This is a genomic window from Bacillus sp. REN3 (assembly GCF_017912555.1).
Classification (GTDB): domain Bacteria; phylum Bacillota; class Bacilli; order Bacillales; family Cytobacillaceae; genus Mesobacillus.
Map to the genome: position 1 here is coordinate 1 of NZ_JAERSD010000042.1, position 17,014 is coordinate 17,014.

The 17,014-nt window shown below is 46.8% G+C and carries 17 protein-coding genes, 1 tRNA gene, 1 other RNA gene and 1 other annotated feature; of the genes, 6 read left to right on the top strand and 13 right to left on the bottom strand.

Annotation, left to right across the window (positions count from 1 at the left end; all coding sequences use genetic code 11):
- A partial coding sequence (locus JJQ88_RS20550) for a hypothetical protein (protein WP_210367908.1) occupies positions 1 to 182 on the top strand: 182 nt, incomplete at its 5' end.
- Between the two features lie 272 nt (positions 183 to 454).
- Here JJQ88_RS20550 and JJQ88_RS20555 read toward each other — a convergent pair.
- The 7 genes from JJQ88_RS20555 to tadA form a co-directional block, all read right to left on the bottom strand.
- Entirely contained in the window at positions 455 to 718 is a 264-nt protein-coding gene (locus JJQ88_RS20555) for a pro-sigmaK processing inhibitor BofA family protein (protein ID WP_210367909.1), read from the bottom strand.
- A gap of 73 nt (positions 719 to 791) precedes the next feature.
- The gene (locus JJQ88_RS20560) at positions 792 to 1,013 is read right to left on the bottom strand and encodes a YaaL family protein (RefSeq protein WP_210367910.1); all 222 of its coding nucleotides are present in this window, start codon (positions 1,011 to 1,013) and stop codon (positions 792 to 794) included.
- Between the two features lie 45 nt (positions 1,014 to 1,058).
- Positions 1,059 to 1,655: a recombination mediator RecR gene (gene recR, locus JJQ88_RS20565; protein ID WP_210367911.1), complete on the bottom strand. Its 597-nt coding sequence runs from the start codon at positions 1,653 to 1,655 to the stop codon at positions 1,059 to 1,061.
- A gap of 15 nt (positions 1,656 to 1,670) precedes the next feature.
- Positions 1,671 to 1,994, bottom strand: coding sequence for a YbaB/EbfC family nucleoid-associated protein (locus tag JJQ88_RS20570; protein ID WP_210367912.1), 324 nt, complete (start codon positions 1,992 to 1,994; stop codon positions 1,671 to 1,673).
- A gap of 18 nt (positions 1,995 to 2,012) precedes the next feature.
- Entirely contained in the window at positions 2,013 to 3,695 is a 1,683-nt protein-coding gene (gene dnaX / locus JJQ88_RS20575; RefSeq protein ID WP_210367924.1) for a DNA polymerase III subunit gamma/tau, read from the bottom strand.
- 146 nt (positions 3,696 to 3,841) lie between these two features.
- Positions 3,842 to 4,106, bottom strand: an RNA gene (gene ffs, locus JJQ88_RS20580) — signal recognition particle sRNA large type.
- Between the two features lie 79 nt (positions 4,107 to 4,185).
- Positions 4,186 to 4,716 carry a tRNA adenosine(34) deaminase TadA gene (tadA, locus tag JJQ88_RS20585; RefSeq protein ID WP_210367913.1) on the bottom strand — a complete coding sequence of 177 codons (531 nt, stop codon included), beginning with the start codon at positions 4,714 to 4,716 and terminating at the stop codon, positions 4,186 to 4,188.
- Positions 4,717 to 4,804: 88 nt separating this feature from the next.
- Between tadA and JJQ88_RS20590 the strand changes: the two genes are divergently transcribed.
- The 4 genes from JJQ88_RS20590 (at position 4,805) to JJQ88_RS20605 (ending at position 8,285) form a co-directional block, all read left to right on the top strand.
- On the top strand, positions 4,805 to 5,344 hold the full coding sequence (locus tag JJQ88_RS20590; protein WP_210367914.1) for a cysteine hydrolase family protein: 540 nt from the start codon (positions 4,805 to 4,807) through the stop codon (positions 5,342 to 5,344).
- Positions 5,345 to 5,407: 63 nt separating this feature from the next.
- Entirely contained in the window at positions 5,408 to 6,697 is a 1,290-nt protein-coding gene (locus JJQ88_RS20595) for a glycoside hydrolase family 18 protein (protein ID WP_210367915.1), read from the top strand.
- Positions 6,698 to 6,978: 281 nt separating this feature from the next.
- Positions 6,979 to 7,620: a deoxynucleoside kinase gene (locus tag JJQ88_RS20600; protein ID WP_210367916.1), complete on the top strand. Its 642-nt coding sequence runs from the start codon at positions 6,979 to 6,981 to the stop codon at positions 7,618 to 7,620.
- Positions 7,617 to 8,285 carry a deoxynucleoside kinase gene (locus JJQ88_RS20605; protein ID WP_210367917.1) on the top strand — a complete coding sequence of 223 codons (669 nt, stop codon included), beginning with the start codon at positions 7,617 to 7,619 and terminating at the stop codon, positions 8,283 to 8,285. Before JJQ88_RS20600 ends, JJQ88_RS20605 begins: the two co-directional genes overlap by 4 nt.
- 465 nt (positions 8,286 to 8,750) lie before the next feature.
- On the opposite strand, the gene JJQ88_RS20610 is transcribed toward JJQ88_RS20605, so the two are convergent.
- The 6 genes from JJQ88_RS20610 to guaB all read right to left on the bottom strand — a co-directional run bounded on the left by JJQ88_RS20610 (position 8,751) and on the right by guaB (position 15,349).
- A tRNA-Ser gene (locus tag JJQ88_RS20610) sits at positions 8,751 to 8,843 on the bottom strand.
- 126 nt (positions 8,844 to 8,969) lie between these two features.
- Positions 8,970 to 10,250, bottom strand: a complete 1,281-nt coding sequence (serS, locus tag JJQ88_RS20615) for a serine--tRNA ligase (RefSeq protein WP_210367918.1) — start codon at positions 10,248 to 10,250, stop codon at positions 8,970 to 8,972.
- A 176-nt stretch (positions 10,251 to 10,426) separates the two neighbouring features.
- Positions 10,427 to 10,643 (bottom strand) — a binding site (T-box leader).
- Between the two features lie 54 nt (positions 10,644 to 10,697).
- Positions 10,698 to 11,288 (bottom strand): pyridoxal 5'-phosphate synthase glutaminase subunit PdxT, encoded by a 591-nt coding sequence (gene pdxT / locus JJQ88_RS20620; RefSeq protein WP_210367919.1) that lies wholly within the window; start codon positions 11,286 to 11,288, stop codon positions 10,698 to 10,700.
- Positions 11,289 to 11,300: 12 nt separating this feature from the next.
- Positions 11,301 to 12,182 (bottom strand): pyridoxal 5'-phosphate synthase lyase subunit PdxS, encoded by an 882-nt coding sequence (pdxS, locus tag JJQ88_RS20625; protein ID WP_210367920.1) that lies wholly within the window; start codon positions 12,180 to 12,182, stop codon positions 11,301 to 11,303.
- A gap of 197 nt (positions 12,183 to 12,379) precedes the next feature.
- Positions 12,380 to 13,711, bottom strand: coding sequence for a D-alanyl-D-alanine carboxypeptidase family protein (locus JJQ88_RS20630; protein ID WP_210367921.1), 1,332 nt, complete (start codon positions 13,709 to 13,711; stop codon positions 12,380 to 12,382).
- Positions 13,712 to 13,882: 171 nt separating this feature from the next.
- Positions 13,883 to 15,349, bottom strand: a complete 1,467-nt coding sequence (gene guaB / locus JJQ88_RS20635) for an IMP dehydrogenase (protein ID WP_210367922.1) — start codon at positions 15,347 to 15,349, stop codon at positions 13,883 to 13,885.
- 111 nt (positions 15,350 to 15,460) lie between these two features.
- On the opposite strand from guaB, the gene JJQ88_RS20640 reads away from it, so the two are divergent.
- Positions 15,461 to 16,420 (top strand): YaaC family protein, encoded by a 960-nt coding sequence (locus tag JJQ88_RS20640; RefSeq protein ID WP_210367923.1) that lies wholly within the window; start codon positions 15,461 to 15,463, stop codon positions 16,418 to 16,420.
- The last annotated feature ends 594 nt before the right edge of the window (positions 16,421 to 17,014 follow it).

Here is a 17,014-nt window from a genome sequence, read left to right on the forward strand (position 1 = left end):
ATGATGATTATTGTTTGTTGACGCTTGTTTGTTTAGTTTTCAAAGAGCAACTTTCACTGTGTCGCCCGGAAGCGACTTTAATAATATACCATGCTGTCACATTTTCGTCAATATCTTTTTTTAAAAAGGATTTACGAAACTGTTTTCAACAGCAACTTTTATATAATAACAATATTCCATAGTCATGTCAATTTTTTTTGAAAAATGATTATTGATTTCCACTCAGGCACTTCGCTTGGCGCCTCCGGGGGCTCCCCTGTCCCATGCTCCCGCTAGAGTCTACGCGCCTTCCGCTCCAACCAACAGGTATTCAAAAATCCACACTGGTCTTAAACATAGCCCCAAAATAAACTCCCAAGCCTGTTCAACTTTTTTGAAATCGAAAGATGGTTCCGCATGCATGGTCCAAAACAAAAAACATCACCGCTTCTCTAAACGGCGGCGATGTCTTTTCTCATATGATCCACATTTGAATGACAACAAGCGCTGCGACGCCCGGAAGTCCCAACAATCCAGAAACGGCCGCTGTGGCTACGTTGATTGGGACGTAAATTCCAAGGCTGGTGCCAAAAGCATTAAGGAAAAATAAAAAGATTGCGCCAATCAGGATTTTCACGGCCGTCTGGCCAGCAAAGCGAAGCGGCTTGGTTGGGGCACCAATGATCAATAGCAGCAAAATCAAACCAGCCAAGACCGAGATAACCACAATAGGATCCATCGTAATCCCCCTTATTTCGATTCCTTGTACTAATTTTTATGTACAAGTTCCTGAAATAAGACCTATCTATCTGTTATTTTGACTTGATTCGAATGTTCCTGTGTTTTGCTTCTTTAAAAAGAAAAAAGTATTTCGCTTCTGTAATCTTTGCTTCGGTGATGAATTCCTCTGACGGGTCAAAGCTTCGCTCCACTAGCGTTTTCTGGTTATTCCATTGCGTCTTCAGCGCAGTCAGCTGTTCCATTAACTTTTTATCGAATTCTTTTCTGAGCCACTTCTTCTTGCGAAAAAACATGTCTGTCCTCCAGATGTCTAAATTAAAGGGCGAATGTGATTGTCTCTATACTTCACGGCGTCCTTCAAGCGCTTTTGACAGTGTGACCTCATCGGCATACTCCAGATCTCCGCCGACCGGCAGGCCGTGCGCGATCCGGGTAATCTTAATGCCTGATGGTTTCAAAAGCCTTGAGATATACATGGCCGTGGCTTCTCCTTCAATGTTGGGGTTCGTTGCCAGGATCACTTCCTGCACCGTTTCATCCTGCAGCCTTTTTAAAAGATCGGGAATGTTGATATCCTCCGGCCCTATGCCGTCCATCGGCGAGATCGAACCGTGAAGGACATGGTACAATCCGTTATATTCCTTCATTTTTTCCATGGCAATGACATCTTTCGGGTCCTGGACAACACAGATGACGCTTCTGTCTCTGCGCTGGTCCTCGCATATATAGCAAGGATCCTGGTCTGTGATATGGCCGCAAATCGAACAATAAGTCAAATTTCGCTTTGCATTGACAAGAGCTTTCGCAAAATCCAATACGGTTTCTTCCTTCATGCTTAGGACGAAAAAAGCCAGACGAGCGGCCGTTTTCGGGCCGATACCTGGCAATTTCATAAAGCTATCGATCAGCTTTGATATTGGTTCAGGATAATGCATTTATATTAATTCCTCCTAGAACAATCCCCCAGGAAGATTCATTCCTTTTGTGAATTGCCCCATTGTTTTGTTCGTCAGTTCATCCGCTTTTTTCAATGCGTCATTGGTTGCAGCCAGAACAAGGTCCTGAAGCATTTCCACATCATCAGGATCAACAACCTCTTCCTTGATCTTGACATCGATGATTTCCTTGTGGCCTGTCACGATGACAGTGACCATGCCGCCGCCCGCGGTGCCTTCAATCTTCTGCTCGCCTAGTTCTACCTGTGCTTCTTCCATTTTCTTTTGCATTTTTTGCATTTGCTTCATCATGTTTTGCATATTACCCATTCCACGCATGTTAACGTACCTCCAATATTAGTCTTGTATTTGTATCAACTCATCGCCAAACATTTTTTTTGCTTCAGCGATCAGAGGGTCTTCACTTGCTGCTGCCCCTTCCGCTGAACTTTCGCCTCTTTGGCTGATGAAATTTTCCCTGATTTTCAGCCACTGCTCTTCCGGCACGCCAAGCACCTGCATCCTTTTGCCCGTGAATTCCTTCATCGCGCTGCTGACAGTCTCGACGAATCTCATGTTCTCCATAGCCATCTGACAGTGGATTTCGTATTTGAATTTTATCACGACTGCTGCATCAGATGCAGCTACCGGCTCCGCTTCATTCAGCAATGCAGCCTGGGAACGCATCTGCTTTGCGGCCAGCATTTCCAGCAACTCTCCCCAGCGGCCTTTGATGGTATGAAGATCCGCTTTTGTCGCGTTCTTCAGCACCTCATTGATTTTCCCTGCCGGAGCCTGGAATCCCCTTCTGTTAGGGCGCGGAGTCCTTTTCGTTGCCGCAGCAGGCTCACTGGCTGCCATTCCTGGATTTTGCTGGAAGTGGGCAAGCTTTTCTTCAAGCTGTTCAATCCTTTTCAGCAATGGCTCGATTTCGGCATTTCTCGCCGGTGCCTGATTTTCAAGCTGGCAGAGCTTGACGATCGCTACCTCGAGGAAGATGCGCGGATGGTTGGTCCACCGCATTTCCTGCTGTGCCTTATTCAGGACTTCAATCAACTCGTAGATTTGGCTGGAATCGATCGCAGTGGCCAATTCCTTGAAACTGGAATCAAGCATGACTCTTTCCATCGACTCTTCCAGCATCGGCGCTGCCTTGTACAGGAGCATGTCGCGATAAAAATAAATAAAATCTTCAATGAACCTCACAGGGTCTTTTCCTTGTAAAAGAAGTTCCTCCAAAGCTTCCAGGCCAGCTGCCGCATCTCTTTCATGGATGGCTGACGCAAGCTGATTAAGGAAGTTTTGCGAGACTGTCCCTGTCACGGTCAATGCATCATCGATTGTTACAGTGTCCTGGCTGAAGGAAATTGCCTGGTCTAGGAGGCTCAATGCGTCCCTCATACCGCCTTCTGCTGCCCTGGCAATGATTTGCAGGGCTTGTTCTTCGCAATCGACTCCTGATTCCTCAACAATTTGCTTCATCCTGCCGACGATGGCCTGCGCAGTGATCCGTTTGAAATCAAATCGCTGGCATCTCGAAATGATCGTCAGGGGAATTTTGTGGGGTTCAGTGGTCGCAAGGATGAAAAGGACATGCTTCGGAGGTTCTTCGAGTGTTTTCAGCAATGCGTTGAATGCCCCGATTGAAAGCATATGCACTTCATCAATGATATAAACCTTATACTTTACGACGTTCGGTGCATATTTCACCTTGTCGCGGATATCCCTGATTTCCTCGACACCATTGTTGGAGGCGGCGTCAATTTCAATCACATCGGGAATCGAACCGTCCGTGATCCCGCGGCAAGCATCGCATTCATTGCAAGGCTCAGCTGTTGGCGCCTTTTCACAGTTGACTGCTTTTGCGAGGATTTTCGCGGCACTCGTCTTGCCCGTTCCCCTTGGACCGGAGAACAGGTAGGCATGTGAAATCTTTTGTTGAAGCAGAGCGTTTTGCAGTGTCGTTGTGACATGTTCCTGTCCGACCACATCAATGAATTGCTGTGGACGCCAGACCCGATATAAAGCTTGATAGGCCAATGACACCGCTCCCTTCGTTTTATTATCTTCACTATTATAACGCAATTGCTGCTCCATTTACACTTTCACACAGGAAAAGTTAGTGGATAAAATAACAAAACACCCACCTCTGATCGAGATGGGTTGATGTTTTATTTGATTAACTGCCGCGCACCTTCCTTCGACTGATTACCATAAGCGTTACTCAAGCAGTTAGCTCGGCCCAGGCAACCCTGCGGCACATGGGAGCGTCCACTTAATGCTGCTTCCTTCCGGACCTGACATGGTTCATGGATTCCCATTGCGCAGGACCCGGGCGTCAACACCACTTACTTGAGGCAGGCCCTACAGTAAAACAGCCTCTGGAAGGGATTCAGCCTCGCTGGAGCGGATTGCGAGTACAGGGCACCGCTACCTCCCCGCCTAGCACGGCAAAATTGAAACCTGATTAAAAAGCGCCGTTTATCGACGCATATATTAGTATACTAATTCCACCCGGAAAAATCAATGCTTATTGACTGTCAAATCCTGTGTGCTTTTCCGCTTCTTCTTTTGCTTGTTTCTTCACTATTTTCTTCTTCTCGCGCAGCTTCCTGAAAAAATCAGAAAGCAAGGCACCGCATTGTTCTTCAAGCACACCCACAACCACTTCACTCTGGTGGTTGAAACGCTCATCCTCAAGAATGTTCATGAAAGTCCCGGCGCAGCCGCCTTTTGGATCCGATGCCCCGTAAACGGTCTTTTTGATACGAGAAAGCATGATCGCCCCGGCACACATCGGGCATGGCTCCAGCGTTACGTATAGAATCGCGTCCTCAAGCCGCCATGTCCCCAGCTTCCTGCATGCCTCTTCAATTGCCAGCACCTCAGCATGAGCAATCGAGATCTGTCTCGTTTCCCTTAAATTATGGGCACGGGCAATGATTTTTCCATCGAGGACAATCACAGCTCCAATCGGGACTTCTCCCATTTCTCCCGCTTTTTTCGCCTCGCTGATTGCCTCGAGCATATACAGTTCATCCTGTGTGTATTGCGTATCCATTTTTACCTCCGATGGGGACGGTTTTCGATTTAAAGTGGTTTATTCTTCTTTCCCTTGTCTAAAAATAATAGCAAAGGAGAGGAGCGAAATGACAAAGACTGCATTATTGATTATAGACATGATCAATAATTTCGATTTTGACGCTGGCGAAGCCCTTGCTGAAAAAACGTCAAACATCATCGGCCCAATTTTAGATTTAAAGAAGACTTTTAACGAAAAAGACATGCCTGTCATCTATATTAATGACCATTATAATCTATGGCAGGCCGATTTCGAAAAGATTATGGATTATTGCCGCAATGAAAAAAGCGAAGAAATCATCAATAGGATCTCGCCTGAAGAAAACAAGGATTATTTCCTGATCAAGCCAAAGCACTCAGCTTTTTACGGGACGGCTCTGCACACCCTGCTGCAGGACCTTCATGTCGATACCCTTGTCATTACAGGGGTCGCCGGCAACATCTGTGTGCTGTTTACGGCAAATGACGCCTATATGCGGGAATACAAGCTCATCATCCCGGAAGACTGCATCGCTTCGAACAGCGACCAGGACAATGAATATGCACTGACGATGATGCGGAATGTCCTGACGGCGGACATAAAGCCATCGGGAGAACTCCATTTCTGACATACTGCCACTTCCTCCCTCATACAATGGTGGTAGCGCTGAAATACCAGGGAGGAAAGAAGCATGCAGATACATGTTGTGCGTCCGAACGAGACGCTCACCCAGATTGCCCGGATCTATGGTTCCTCAGCGGCCGATATAACCGAAGCGAACGAGCTTCCCAATCCGAATAACCTTGTCGTTGGCCAGGCATTGGTCATCCCGATCGTCGGCAGCTTTTATTTTGTCCAGGCGGGAGACAGCCTTTGGTCGATTGCGAGGAAGTTCGGGATTTCTTTTCAGGAGCTTGCGAGGATAAACGGGATTTCACCAAATCAGCCTTTGGCAGTAGGCTTCCGTCTTTATATCCCCGCCAGGCCAAAACCGAGGGCGGAATTCAATGCTTATGTGGAACCGCGCGGTCGTACGGTAGCACCTGTTCTGGTGCAAAGCGCAAGGGCAGCAGCCCCTTATTTGACCTATCTTGCTCCTTTCAGCTTCCAAGCCTTGCGGGACGGTTCGCTTAAGGAGCCGCTGCTGGATGATTTTCCTGCCATCGCCCGCGTGAACAACAACACACTGATGATGGTCATCACCAACCAGGAAAATGACCAGTTCAGCGATGAACTTGGCAGGATCCTTCTCAATGATCTGGCTGTCCAGGACCGATTCCTCGATAATATCGTCACCACCGCCCGTAAATACGGCTTCCGTGATATCCATTTTGACTTCGAATACCTTCGGCCTGCGGACAAGGAAGCCTATAACCGGTTCTTAAGGAAAGCGCGGGACCGATTCAAAAAAGAAGGCTGGCTGATTTCCACTGCCCTTGCGCCAAAAACAAGTGCCACCCAAAAGGGAAATTGGTATGAGGCACACGACTATAAGGCGCATGGAGAAATCGTCGACTTTGTCGTCATCATGACCTATGAATGGGGATACAGCGGCGGGCCGGCACAGGCGGTCTCGCCTATAGGGCCCGTCCGGAAGGTATTGGAATATGCGATCACCGAAATCCCTCCCGGCAAGATCCTAATGGGACAGAATCTTTACGGCTATGACTGGACGCTTCCTTTTGTCGAGGGAACGGTCGCTAAAGCTCTCAGCCCGCAGCAGGCAATTCAGCTGGCTGCAGCGAACAATGTGCCAATCGAATATGACACGAAGGCACAGGCTCCTTTCTTCAAGTATACAGCCGACGGCAAACGCCATGAAGTCTGGTTTGAAGATGCCCGGTCCATCCAGGCAAAATTCAACCTGATCAAAGAATTAGGATTGAGGGGAATGAGCTATTGGAAGCTCGGCCTTTCCTTCCCGCAAAACTGGCTGCTGATCCAGGATGATTTCAATGTCGTGAAGCGGCCTCAGGGATAGACCATCAAGGGATTCCTTATTCCAAATCATCTGTAAAATCCGATTAAACAAGACAGCTGCATGAAACGGCGGCTGTCTTATTTTTTGTTCATATTGCTTTCCAATATTCCATATCCATTCCAGCCCGGGGTGTGATAAAATGAATTTTGCGCAATTTAAAATACCTTGAATGCAACCATTATAGAAAGAGAAGCGAATGCATCCAACAGGGGGCGTCCTTGCCGGGGCATTTCCTTGATGCCTGAGCTGTACATAATCGAATCCGAAAGGGAGGACATGCTGTGGAAGATACACCTTTTATAACGGTCGAAGGGCCGATTGGCATCGGGAAAACATCTCTGGCCCGCGCCATTTCCGAGCGTTTTCAATTTGCTCTGTTAAAAGAAATAGTCGACGAGAATCCGTTCCTGGGGAAGTTCTATGAGAATATCGAGGAATGGAGTTTCCAGACGGAAATGTTCTTTCTCTGTAATCGCTACAAGCAGCTTGGAGATATTAATGAACATTATATCAGCCGGAACAAACCTGTCGTCGCCGATTACCATATCATGAAAAACTTGATCTTCGCGCAGCGGACTCTAAGCGATCGGGAATACCAGAAGTATCTGGACATTTATCAGATCCTGACGAAAGACATGCCGAAGCCGAATGTGATCATTTACTTGAATTCAAGCCTTGATACACTGTTAAAACGGATTGCCATGCGGGGCCGCGAATTCGAAAAGAACATCAGCCCGCTTTATCTTGAGCAATTATCACTCGACTACGAACAAGCCATGCTCCGTTTCGAGCGGGAGCATCCCGATATCCCGGTCCTTCGCTTTAGCGGCGATCATCTGGATTTCGTGAAAAACGAAGGCGATTTGCAGCAAATCATCATTGAACTGACGGCAGCATTAAGAAAAAGGAGCGTACAACCATGAATCTAAGAATGAAATATGACATCCCGTCCAATGCGATCATCACGATTGCCGGAACAGTAGGAGTCGGCAAATCCACTATGACCAATGCCCTGGCGGATGCCCTCGGGTTCCGTACATCCTTTGAAAAAGTAGATGTGAATCCATATCTCGATAAATTCTATGGAGATTTCGACCGCTGGAGCTTCCACCTGCAGATTTATTTCCTCGCAGAAAGATTCAAAGAGCAGAAGAGGATTTTCGAATACGGCGGCGGCTTCATCCAAGATCGTTCCATCTATGAAGACACTGGTATTTTCGCAAAAATGCACTATGAAAAAGGCACAATGTCACCAGTGGACTACGAGACATACAAGAGCCTGTTTGATGCGATGGTCATGACTCCGTATTTCCCACACCCGGACCTGCTTATTTATCTGGAAGGCTCAATCGATGATATCCTCGAGCGCATCAAACTGCGCGGCCGCCCGATGGAGCAGGCGACACCGGTATCTTACTGGGAAGAAATGTACGAGCGCTATGAAAACTGGATCAACACTTTCAATGCATGCCCTGTCATGCGCCTGAACATCAACGATTACGACCTGATCAACAATCAGGGATCCGTCGAACCAATCGTTGAAAGGATCGCCTCCTTCATCAAACAAACTCAATTGCTGAAAAGATAAAAGCTGCCATCCGGCAGCTTTTCTTTTGGCTCAAGCATTTGAAAATCAAATGGTCCATCCAAGAGGTTCGGGGCTCCTCGAAAGTGCTGCCGCTCTCCTTCGTTCATCAATCAACTTCCATGTCCATCAGAGATCGGAACAGCGCGCTTTAGCGGAAAATCTTTTTAAAAAAATTCTGTTGATTTGACTGGTGATTTCCGCTCGAGGGACTTCACTTTCCGCGGGTATGCCGGAGAGACTCCTCCGGGGTCTCCCTGCCTCGTATTTACGAAAGTGCTTCCGTGATATCACCCAAAGACGAAGAAAATGCACTTAGTCCCCTCCGCTCCAAACAACAGGAAATACAAAATCAACAATGGCCTTGCAATAGCCATTTACAACCAATAAAAAACCCGCTACATTCGTAACGGGTTTTTTCAAACAATCTCCAAATTGTTTTATGCGTTCATGCTTAATGTCAAATAATGGAGGAGGAAAGGGGATTCGAACCCCTGCGCGGTTTGACCCGCCTGTCGGTTTTCAAGACCGGTCCCTTCAGCCAGACTTGGGTATTCCTCCAAGACAAAAAATATAATAACACGTATTTATTCAGCCGTCAATATTTATCAAGAATTTTTTCGGGCAGGGGGTAAGTCCTGCCCGAATGCATCTCTGCCTCGTTAATCATTTCCGGCATTTCCCGCATTACTCCGGAGCAATCACATCACGGCCGCCCATGTATGGACGAAGCACTTCTGGAATGATGACACTTCCGTCTTCCTGCTGGAAATTTTCCAGGATGGCTGCCACTGTCCTGCCAATCGCAAGGCCAGAACCGTTCAATGTGTGCACATGCTCAGGCTTTGCCTTTGGCTCTCGGCGGAAGCGGATGTTCGCGCGACGCGCCTGGAATCCTTCGAAATTACTGCAAGAAGAGATCTCACGGTACGTTCCGTAGCTTGGGATCCAAACTTCGATGTCATATTTCTTTGCAGCCGTGAATCCGAGATCAGCTGTACACATGCTTAACACCCGGTATGGAAGGCCAAGCAGCTGCAGGACCTTCTCGGCGTGTCCGGTCAGCTTCTCAAGCTCCTCATAAGAATCCTCAGGCTTCACGAACTTCACCAGCTCGACCTTGTTGAACTGATGCTGGCGGATCAACCCGCGCGTATCGCGACCCGCAGAACCTGCTTCAGAACGGAAACAAGCGCTGTAGGCGGCGTATTTGATCGGCAGCTCTTCGCCGCTTAGGATTTCATCGCGGTGCATATTCGTCACTGGCACCTCAGCTGTCGGAATCAGGAAATAATCCTCACTTTCGACGCGGAAGGCATCTTCTTCAAACTTCGGAAGCTGTCCTGTCCCTGTCATGCTGGCGCGATTCACCATGTATGGCGGCAGGATTTCCTCGTATCCATGCTCATCGATATGAAGGTCAAGCATGAAACTGATCAATGCCCGTTCCAGGCGCGCGCCCAGGCCTTTGTAAAAAACAAACCGGCTCCCGGTTACTTTTCCGGCACGCTCAAAATCGAGGATTTGCAAATGTTCGGCAACATCCCAGTGCGGTTTTGGCTCAAAGCCGAATTCGCGGACTTCTCCCCACTTGCGGATTTCAACATTGTCATCCTCGGTCTCTCCGATAGGGACACTCTCATGGGGAATATTCGGAATGCTGAGCATCAGGTGTTCAAGCTCGCCCTCCACCTCACGCAGCTGATCATCAAGCACCTTGATTTTATCGCCGACTTCCCGCATTTCCGAAATCAGATCATCCGCATCCTTCTTTTCACGCTTCAATGCGGCAACCTGCTGGGATACTTCATTCCTGCGGCTCTTCAATTGCTCGGCTTCAAGGATCAGTTCCCTGCGCTTCTTATCCAGGTCCTCGAACTTCGCGAAATCCGTTAAATCCTCGCCGCGATGCTGGAGCTTTTGCTTCACTTCTTCAAAATTCGCCCTCAAGTATTTAATATCAAGCACAACGATTCCTCCCTTTTTAAAAAATGTATTTTGTTAAGATCATGGATGATGTATGAAAGAACAGGAGCCCGCTCCGTTTCTGCGCGGATGGCTGAAACGTCCCCCTCCAGCCAACCTCTTCCCGCAGGAGGGTCGCGAATCCTTTTTCATATAAAATAAAAAACTCCCGTCCCCAAAAAAGGGACGAGAGTTAACCCGCGTTGCCACCCTAGTTGGAAGCAAAAATACTTCCCACTCAGAAAATAACGGTTTTTACCGAAAGTATTTACTGGCCATCATGGCGTTCTATACTCTGCTCGAGGGCGGATTCAATTGTCCCATACACCGATTCGCACCAGCCACCGGCTCTCTTTTGAATGGCAACAACCTACTATTCCCTCTCATTGCTTTTTCAGTATCGAATTTTAATTCTTAATTTACTACAATTATGTTCCGCTTGCAAGCTGTTTATACTAAATTCTTCGTTTTCGACTCTTCGACCATTTTTACGAAGTAGTTCATAAGTCTGTAATCATCCGTCAATTCAGGGTGGAAGGAGCAGCCAAGGAACTGGCCATCCCTTGCAGCGACGATCCTGCCATCGTGCTTGGCCAGTACCTCGACATTCTCGCCCGCTTCAACGATATGCGGCGCCCGGATGAAAACTGCGGAAAAATCCTCGGCGATTCCAGCGATATCAATATCCGCTTCGAAGCTTTCACGCTGGCGGCCAAAAGAATTGCGCTCGACGGTTACATCCATGACGCCAATATGAGGTTCCTCATAGCCTACAAGCTTCTTCGCAAGCAAAATCAATCCTGCGCAAGTACCGAACATCGGCTTGCCTTCTGCCGCGAACTTTTTCAGTTCATCCATGAAGCCATATTTATCGATCAGCCTTCTGATTGCTGTGCTTTCGCCCCCGGGAATGATCAGGCCGTCCAATTCCTCGAGCTGTTCCGGACGCTTCACAATGACACCCTCGCCCCCGGAGGCTTCGATTGCCCAGATGTGCTCACGAACGGCACCCTGCAGGCCAAGTACTCCAATTTTCATCATAAAAATATCTCCTTACCAGCCGCGATCCTGCATGCGGGCAGCTGGTTCCAATGATGAGATTTCAATTCCCTTCATCGGGATTCCAAGGCCTTTCGAAATGTTCGCAATCAGCTCATAATCCTGATAATGAGTTGTCGCTTCAACAATCGCCTTTGCAAACTTCGCCGGATTGTCTGATTTGAAGATTCCTGAGCCAACGAATACACCGTCAGCACCCAATTGCATCATCAAAGCAGCGTCTGCAGGTGTCGCCACGCCACCAGCTGCAAAGTTCACGACCGGAAGGCGGCCAAGCTGTTTGATTTCAAGCAGAAGCTCATATGGAGCTCCAAGAAGCTTTGCTTCCGTCATCAGTTCATCTACGTCCATTGCGACAACCTTGCGGACCTGCGCGTTTACCTTGCGGATGTGGCGGACCGCTTCAACGATGTTCCCTGTTCCTGGTTCACCCTTTGTACGAAGCATGGAAGCCCCTTCGCCGATCCTTCTGGCAGCTTCGCCAAGGTCACGGCATCCGCAAACGAATGGAACCTTATAATCCCTTTTATTCAGGTGGTATTCCTCGTCAGCAGGAGTCAATACTTCACTTTCATCAATGTAATCCACACCCATTGCCTCAAGGACCCGGGCTTCGACGATATGGCCAATCCTTGCCTTTGCCATGACGGGAATGGTTACCGCACCCATGACTTCTTCAACGATGCGTGGATCTGCCATCCTTGCCACACCACCGGCAGCGCGGATATCTGAAGGAACTCGCTCCAATGCCATTACTGCGACAGCACCGGCATCTTCAGCGATTTTTGCTTGCTCCGCGTTGACAACGTCCATGATGACGCCGCCTTTTTGCATTTCTGCCATACCTCGTTTAACTCGATCTGTACCTGTCTTCATTCTTCTTCCCCCTAATTCCTTCTGAAAAGGATAGTATGTAAACACATTAAAAATAACTGGAAAAGCAGACTTTTTTAGTCGGAATTAAACAGTTATCCCTATTGAAAATAAACAATAAAAAAGGTTTCCTGTCAATACAGGAAACCAATTTACCCTATAGTATACTTTTACCATACTACAGAAAAAAATTCATTTTTTTAGAACCATCCTTTGACAGTTGAAGTAATGCCGCCGAACAGGTCTCCGAAGAATCCTCCGATTCCCCGCATCATCAATACGAACCAATTCGCCTTTTCAACATTTTCAGCCGCCACGACTGGTACCTGAACTTGCTTTTTGGCATCCTCTGTAAGGAAGTTGATTTCCTCGCCTTTTTTGGATTTAATTGTCAAGTAGCCGATTTCTTCGCCTTTTTTGACGGGAGCAGTCAATTCACCGTTTTCATTCAGCTTTTTCTTATCTAATACAAGCACTGGCTCATACTGGTCTTTCTCACCATTCCTTACCGCCATGGTAATGGCTTGTTTGGAATGGATCTTCACTTTGTCTTCCTTCCCTTTCGTTACAGGAAGGGTTTTCTTGTTTTTGACCTGGTAATTCTTTTTCACAAGTTCTTCTTTTGTGAAGTTGTTGAATCCATAATCAAGGATTTTTCGTGTTTCAGCGAAACGGCTGTCTTTGGAATCTGCTTTCATCACGATTGAAATGACCCTTTGCCCATTTTTCTTCGCTGTAGCTGTGAAGCCGAAGCCGGCAAAGTCAGTAGAGCCTGTTTTCAATCCATCTACACCTTCATACGGGTAGATCAACTGAGGCAGCATCCAGTTGAAGTTCTTGTACTCCCTGCCATCACGGAATTTCAATGAAGGCATGCTCGCTGTTTTCAGAACCTCAGGATAATCATTAAGCAAATGGTAAGCCAGTTTGGCTAATGATCTGGCAGACATGACATTCTCTTCATCAGGAGACCCAGCAGGGTGCCTCCCTAACAAATCTTTATTATTCAACCCAGAAGAGTTTACGAATTTATAATCCTTCAGCCCTAACTCAGCTGCTTTTTTATTCATCTTCTCAATGTGGTTCTTTTCCGTTCCGGAAAGGGCTTCAGCTAGGGCTACAGTCGCGGCGTTCCCTGAGTGGATCGCCATTGCCTGGTAAAGCTCTTTTACTGTGTACTCTTCCCCCTGGGTAAGGCCGACATTAGATAGGCCTGGCGCCCCGGAAAGTTTATGGACATACTCGTTGATCCTTACCTTTTGGTCCCATTTCAGCTTTCCTTTTTTGATTGCTTCAAGAACAAGGTACTCCGTCATCATTTTTGACATGGACGCTACGCCAAGAACCACTTCTGAATTTTTCTCATACAGTATTTTTCCCGTTTCGGCATCTACAAGGATAGCGGCTTCCGCATCGATTCCCAGCTGGTCCCCAGCTGCCTCCGCTTTTGGCGTGAAACCGGAAAATACAGTTGTGATCGTTAAAATGAATGCTGCAAAGAAAACTGAAAGCTGTTTTTGTTTTCGATTCAAGACGACTTTCCCTCCAACTTTTTTTAAAAAATTATCTATTAAACTTGTAATGTAATTGGCTCCCAAAAATCACACCTGTTAAGTTTACCATAAAAAAAACAAAAAAAATAGACAGAGAATAGTCACTCTGTCTATTGCGATAACAGGAAATTCATAGGAAGATAGTCGCGGTTAAGAAATGGAATAGTTTGGAGACTCTTTCGTGATTTGGACATCATGCGGATGGCTCTCCCTCAGCCCGGCTCCTGTCATCTTGATGAATTGGGCATTTTCCCGCAATTCCTCAAGGTTTGCCGTTCCACAATAGCCCATTCCGGCACGGATGCCGCCTACGAGTTGGTAAATCGTATCAACAAGCGGACCTTTATAAGGAATCCTTCCTTCGATGCCTTCAGGAACAAATTTCTTATTGTCCTCCTGGAAATATCGGTCTTTCGAGCCTTTCTCCATCGCGCCGACCGAGCCCATGCCGCGATAAACTTTGAACCGTCTTCCCTGGAAAATTTCCGTTTCTCCCGGGCTTTCCGTTACCCCGGCAAGCAGGCTTCCAAGCATGACTGCATGGCCGCCGGCAGCGAGAGCTTTGACGATATCACCTGAATACTTGATGCCGCCATCGGCAATGATTGCTTTCCCGTGCTTGCGCGCCTCTGTCGCACAATCATATACAGCCGTTATCTGCGGCACGCCAACGCCGGCGACCACCCTTGTCGTACAGATTGACCCAGGTCCGATGCCAACCTTCACGACATCTGCACCTGCTTCAAACAATGCCCTGGTTGCTTCAGCCGTCGCAACATTCCCCGCGATGATATTCAAATCTGGATAGCTGTCACGTATTTGCCTTACAGTATCAATTACCCCTTTGGAATGCCCGTGTGCTGTGTCGACGACAATCACATCGACATGGGAACGGACAAGCATTTCGACCCGCTTCATCGTATCGGCTGTCACGCCAACGGCAGCGCCGCACAGAAGCCGTCCTTTTTCATCCTTGGATGAGTTCGGGAATTCTATGACCTTTTCGATGTCCTTGATGGTGATAAGTCCCTTTAGCACGCCCTCGTCATTTACAAGTGGGAGTTTTTCTATTTTATGGCGCTGGAGGATTTGTTCTGCTTCCTCTAGAGTCGTTCCGACAGAAGCCGTCACCAAATTGGTTTTGGTCATTACTTCTTCGATTTTTATGGAAAAATCCTGGATGAAACGCATATCACGATTCGTGATGATGCCGACAAGTTTTTGCTCGTCTTCATTGTTGACAATCGGTACACCTGAAATCCTGTATTTGGACATGAGGTGCTCAGCATCAAAAACCTGGTGTTCCGGTGTCAGGAAGAACGGATCGGTAATGACTCCACTTTCCGAACGCTTTACTTTATCCACCTGGTCAGCCTGCTGCTCAATCGACATGTTTTTGTGTATAATGCCAAGGCCGCCCTGCCTGGCAATCGAAATCGCCAATTCCGCTTCTGTGACAGTATCCATTCCGGCACTGATAATCGGAATGTTCAACTTCAGGGTTTCTGTCAGGTTCACCTTCAAGCTGACATCCCTGGGCAAAACCTCGGATTTCGCAGGGATTAACAACACATCATCAAACGTCAATCCCTCTTTTTCAAACTTACGTTCCCACATCGTAAATGACCCCCTTCAAGAAAATATTATTTGTAGGTTATCAATTGGTTAAAATACTGTCAAGGACAGAGTTATTTGTTCGACTTTTCTAATAATTCGGAGGTTTTTCATGTGTCATTTTCTTATAAAGAATGGAATAGTTTTACCTTGTTTTTTTCAGCTGAATATACTCAATCCTTTTTAAAAAAATGCTACCGGAAACTGGGCCTGGAGGATCCAGATATTAAAAGCTTCGAAAACTGCTACCCCTTTATGTATTATCTCGAACATGGAAAACTTTATTATGAGCAGGCTGAAAAATCGCCGCTCGCCATCCAGCCGATCATGTTGTTCTACGGTCTCGTCCATTTGATAAAAGCGTGCATCCTGACAGTAGAACCCGATTACCCTGAAACAACTTCCGTCCTTGCCCACGGAGTCTCAACAAGGAAGCGCAAGAAACAGCAATACAGCTTCATTGATGATGAAGTGAAGTTCCAGAAGAATGGCTTGTTCCCCCTCATGGCAGAAAAAATGTTCCACATGAAACAGCTTGAAGGAGAAAAAGCGACGATGGGAGAAATCCTCGATTTGCTCCCGGAACTATCCGGTTTATTTTATTCCTTGAAACTCAAGCAAAATTTCGAGGAAGTCCATTGGGATCAGGAAACCGGCCGATACGCACTGCCAGGCTCAATCCTTGATCATTTTCATATGACCAGAAACCGTTTTAAAGAGTTTTTCCAGTCAAAATCGGCCATGCCTGTAACATTCCATCCAGACCGCCAATCGAGGATTGTTTTTGACACTCCCCTCGAAGAAACCGCAGAACCGCTTCCAATCCGTTTCAATCTAGAGGACAGGCAGTACGTTTTTCCGCTGAATAGAGGGGAACTCTTCCTGTTCCCTGAACTGCTGCTACACTATCTGCTTCTATACAATCTTAGCATGATTGCCCGCTATGAGACAGAATGGTGGAGCGAGCTGCTGAAAATGATGCCGAACGAAGATTACCCACTGATTCAAGGCTTTTTACTGTCCACTGTCAAAAAAGGACCGTACTTGGTTTTTCAATACCTAATGAATAAGTGATATTTTCAAGAAGAACCCCATCCCTGAAACACGGGTGAAACACGGGGACGGTTCTTCTGCTTCAATTTCCAGTTGCGGCTGGAAGATGATTTCAAAATTAAAGTTTGGAGATGACCGAACGGTTACAGGAAAATTCCATTATTGATTTTATCCCGTCATACGTTTATTGCACTAAATATATTAGAAAAATTTAAAATATGGCGGAGGAAATGAAATGTTTTGGAAGAGTTGGTGTAGAAGCATTATTTCCAGCCTCGTGATGTTTTTTGCAATTGAGGTTTTGAACGTTTATTGGCAAACCACAAGACTGACTTTAGGGGATATAGATAGAGCAATTAAAGTGAGTGGTGAATATAGTGAATATAGTAATCTCAATACTGTACCCTATATCCTTTTAATAGCCGGGTTTATATTAGTCGTGCTTTCAATTATTTTCGAACGAAATAAAGCCATTTACTAAAAAATATTGAACATTTTCTCTTCAACTGCGTGCCACAGCTTTCTTCCTAAAAAATCATGAAAGACACAAAAAAAGAACAGCCCAGATCAGCTGTTCTTTTCGTTTGCCCGGCGGCGTCCTACTCTCACAGGGGG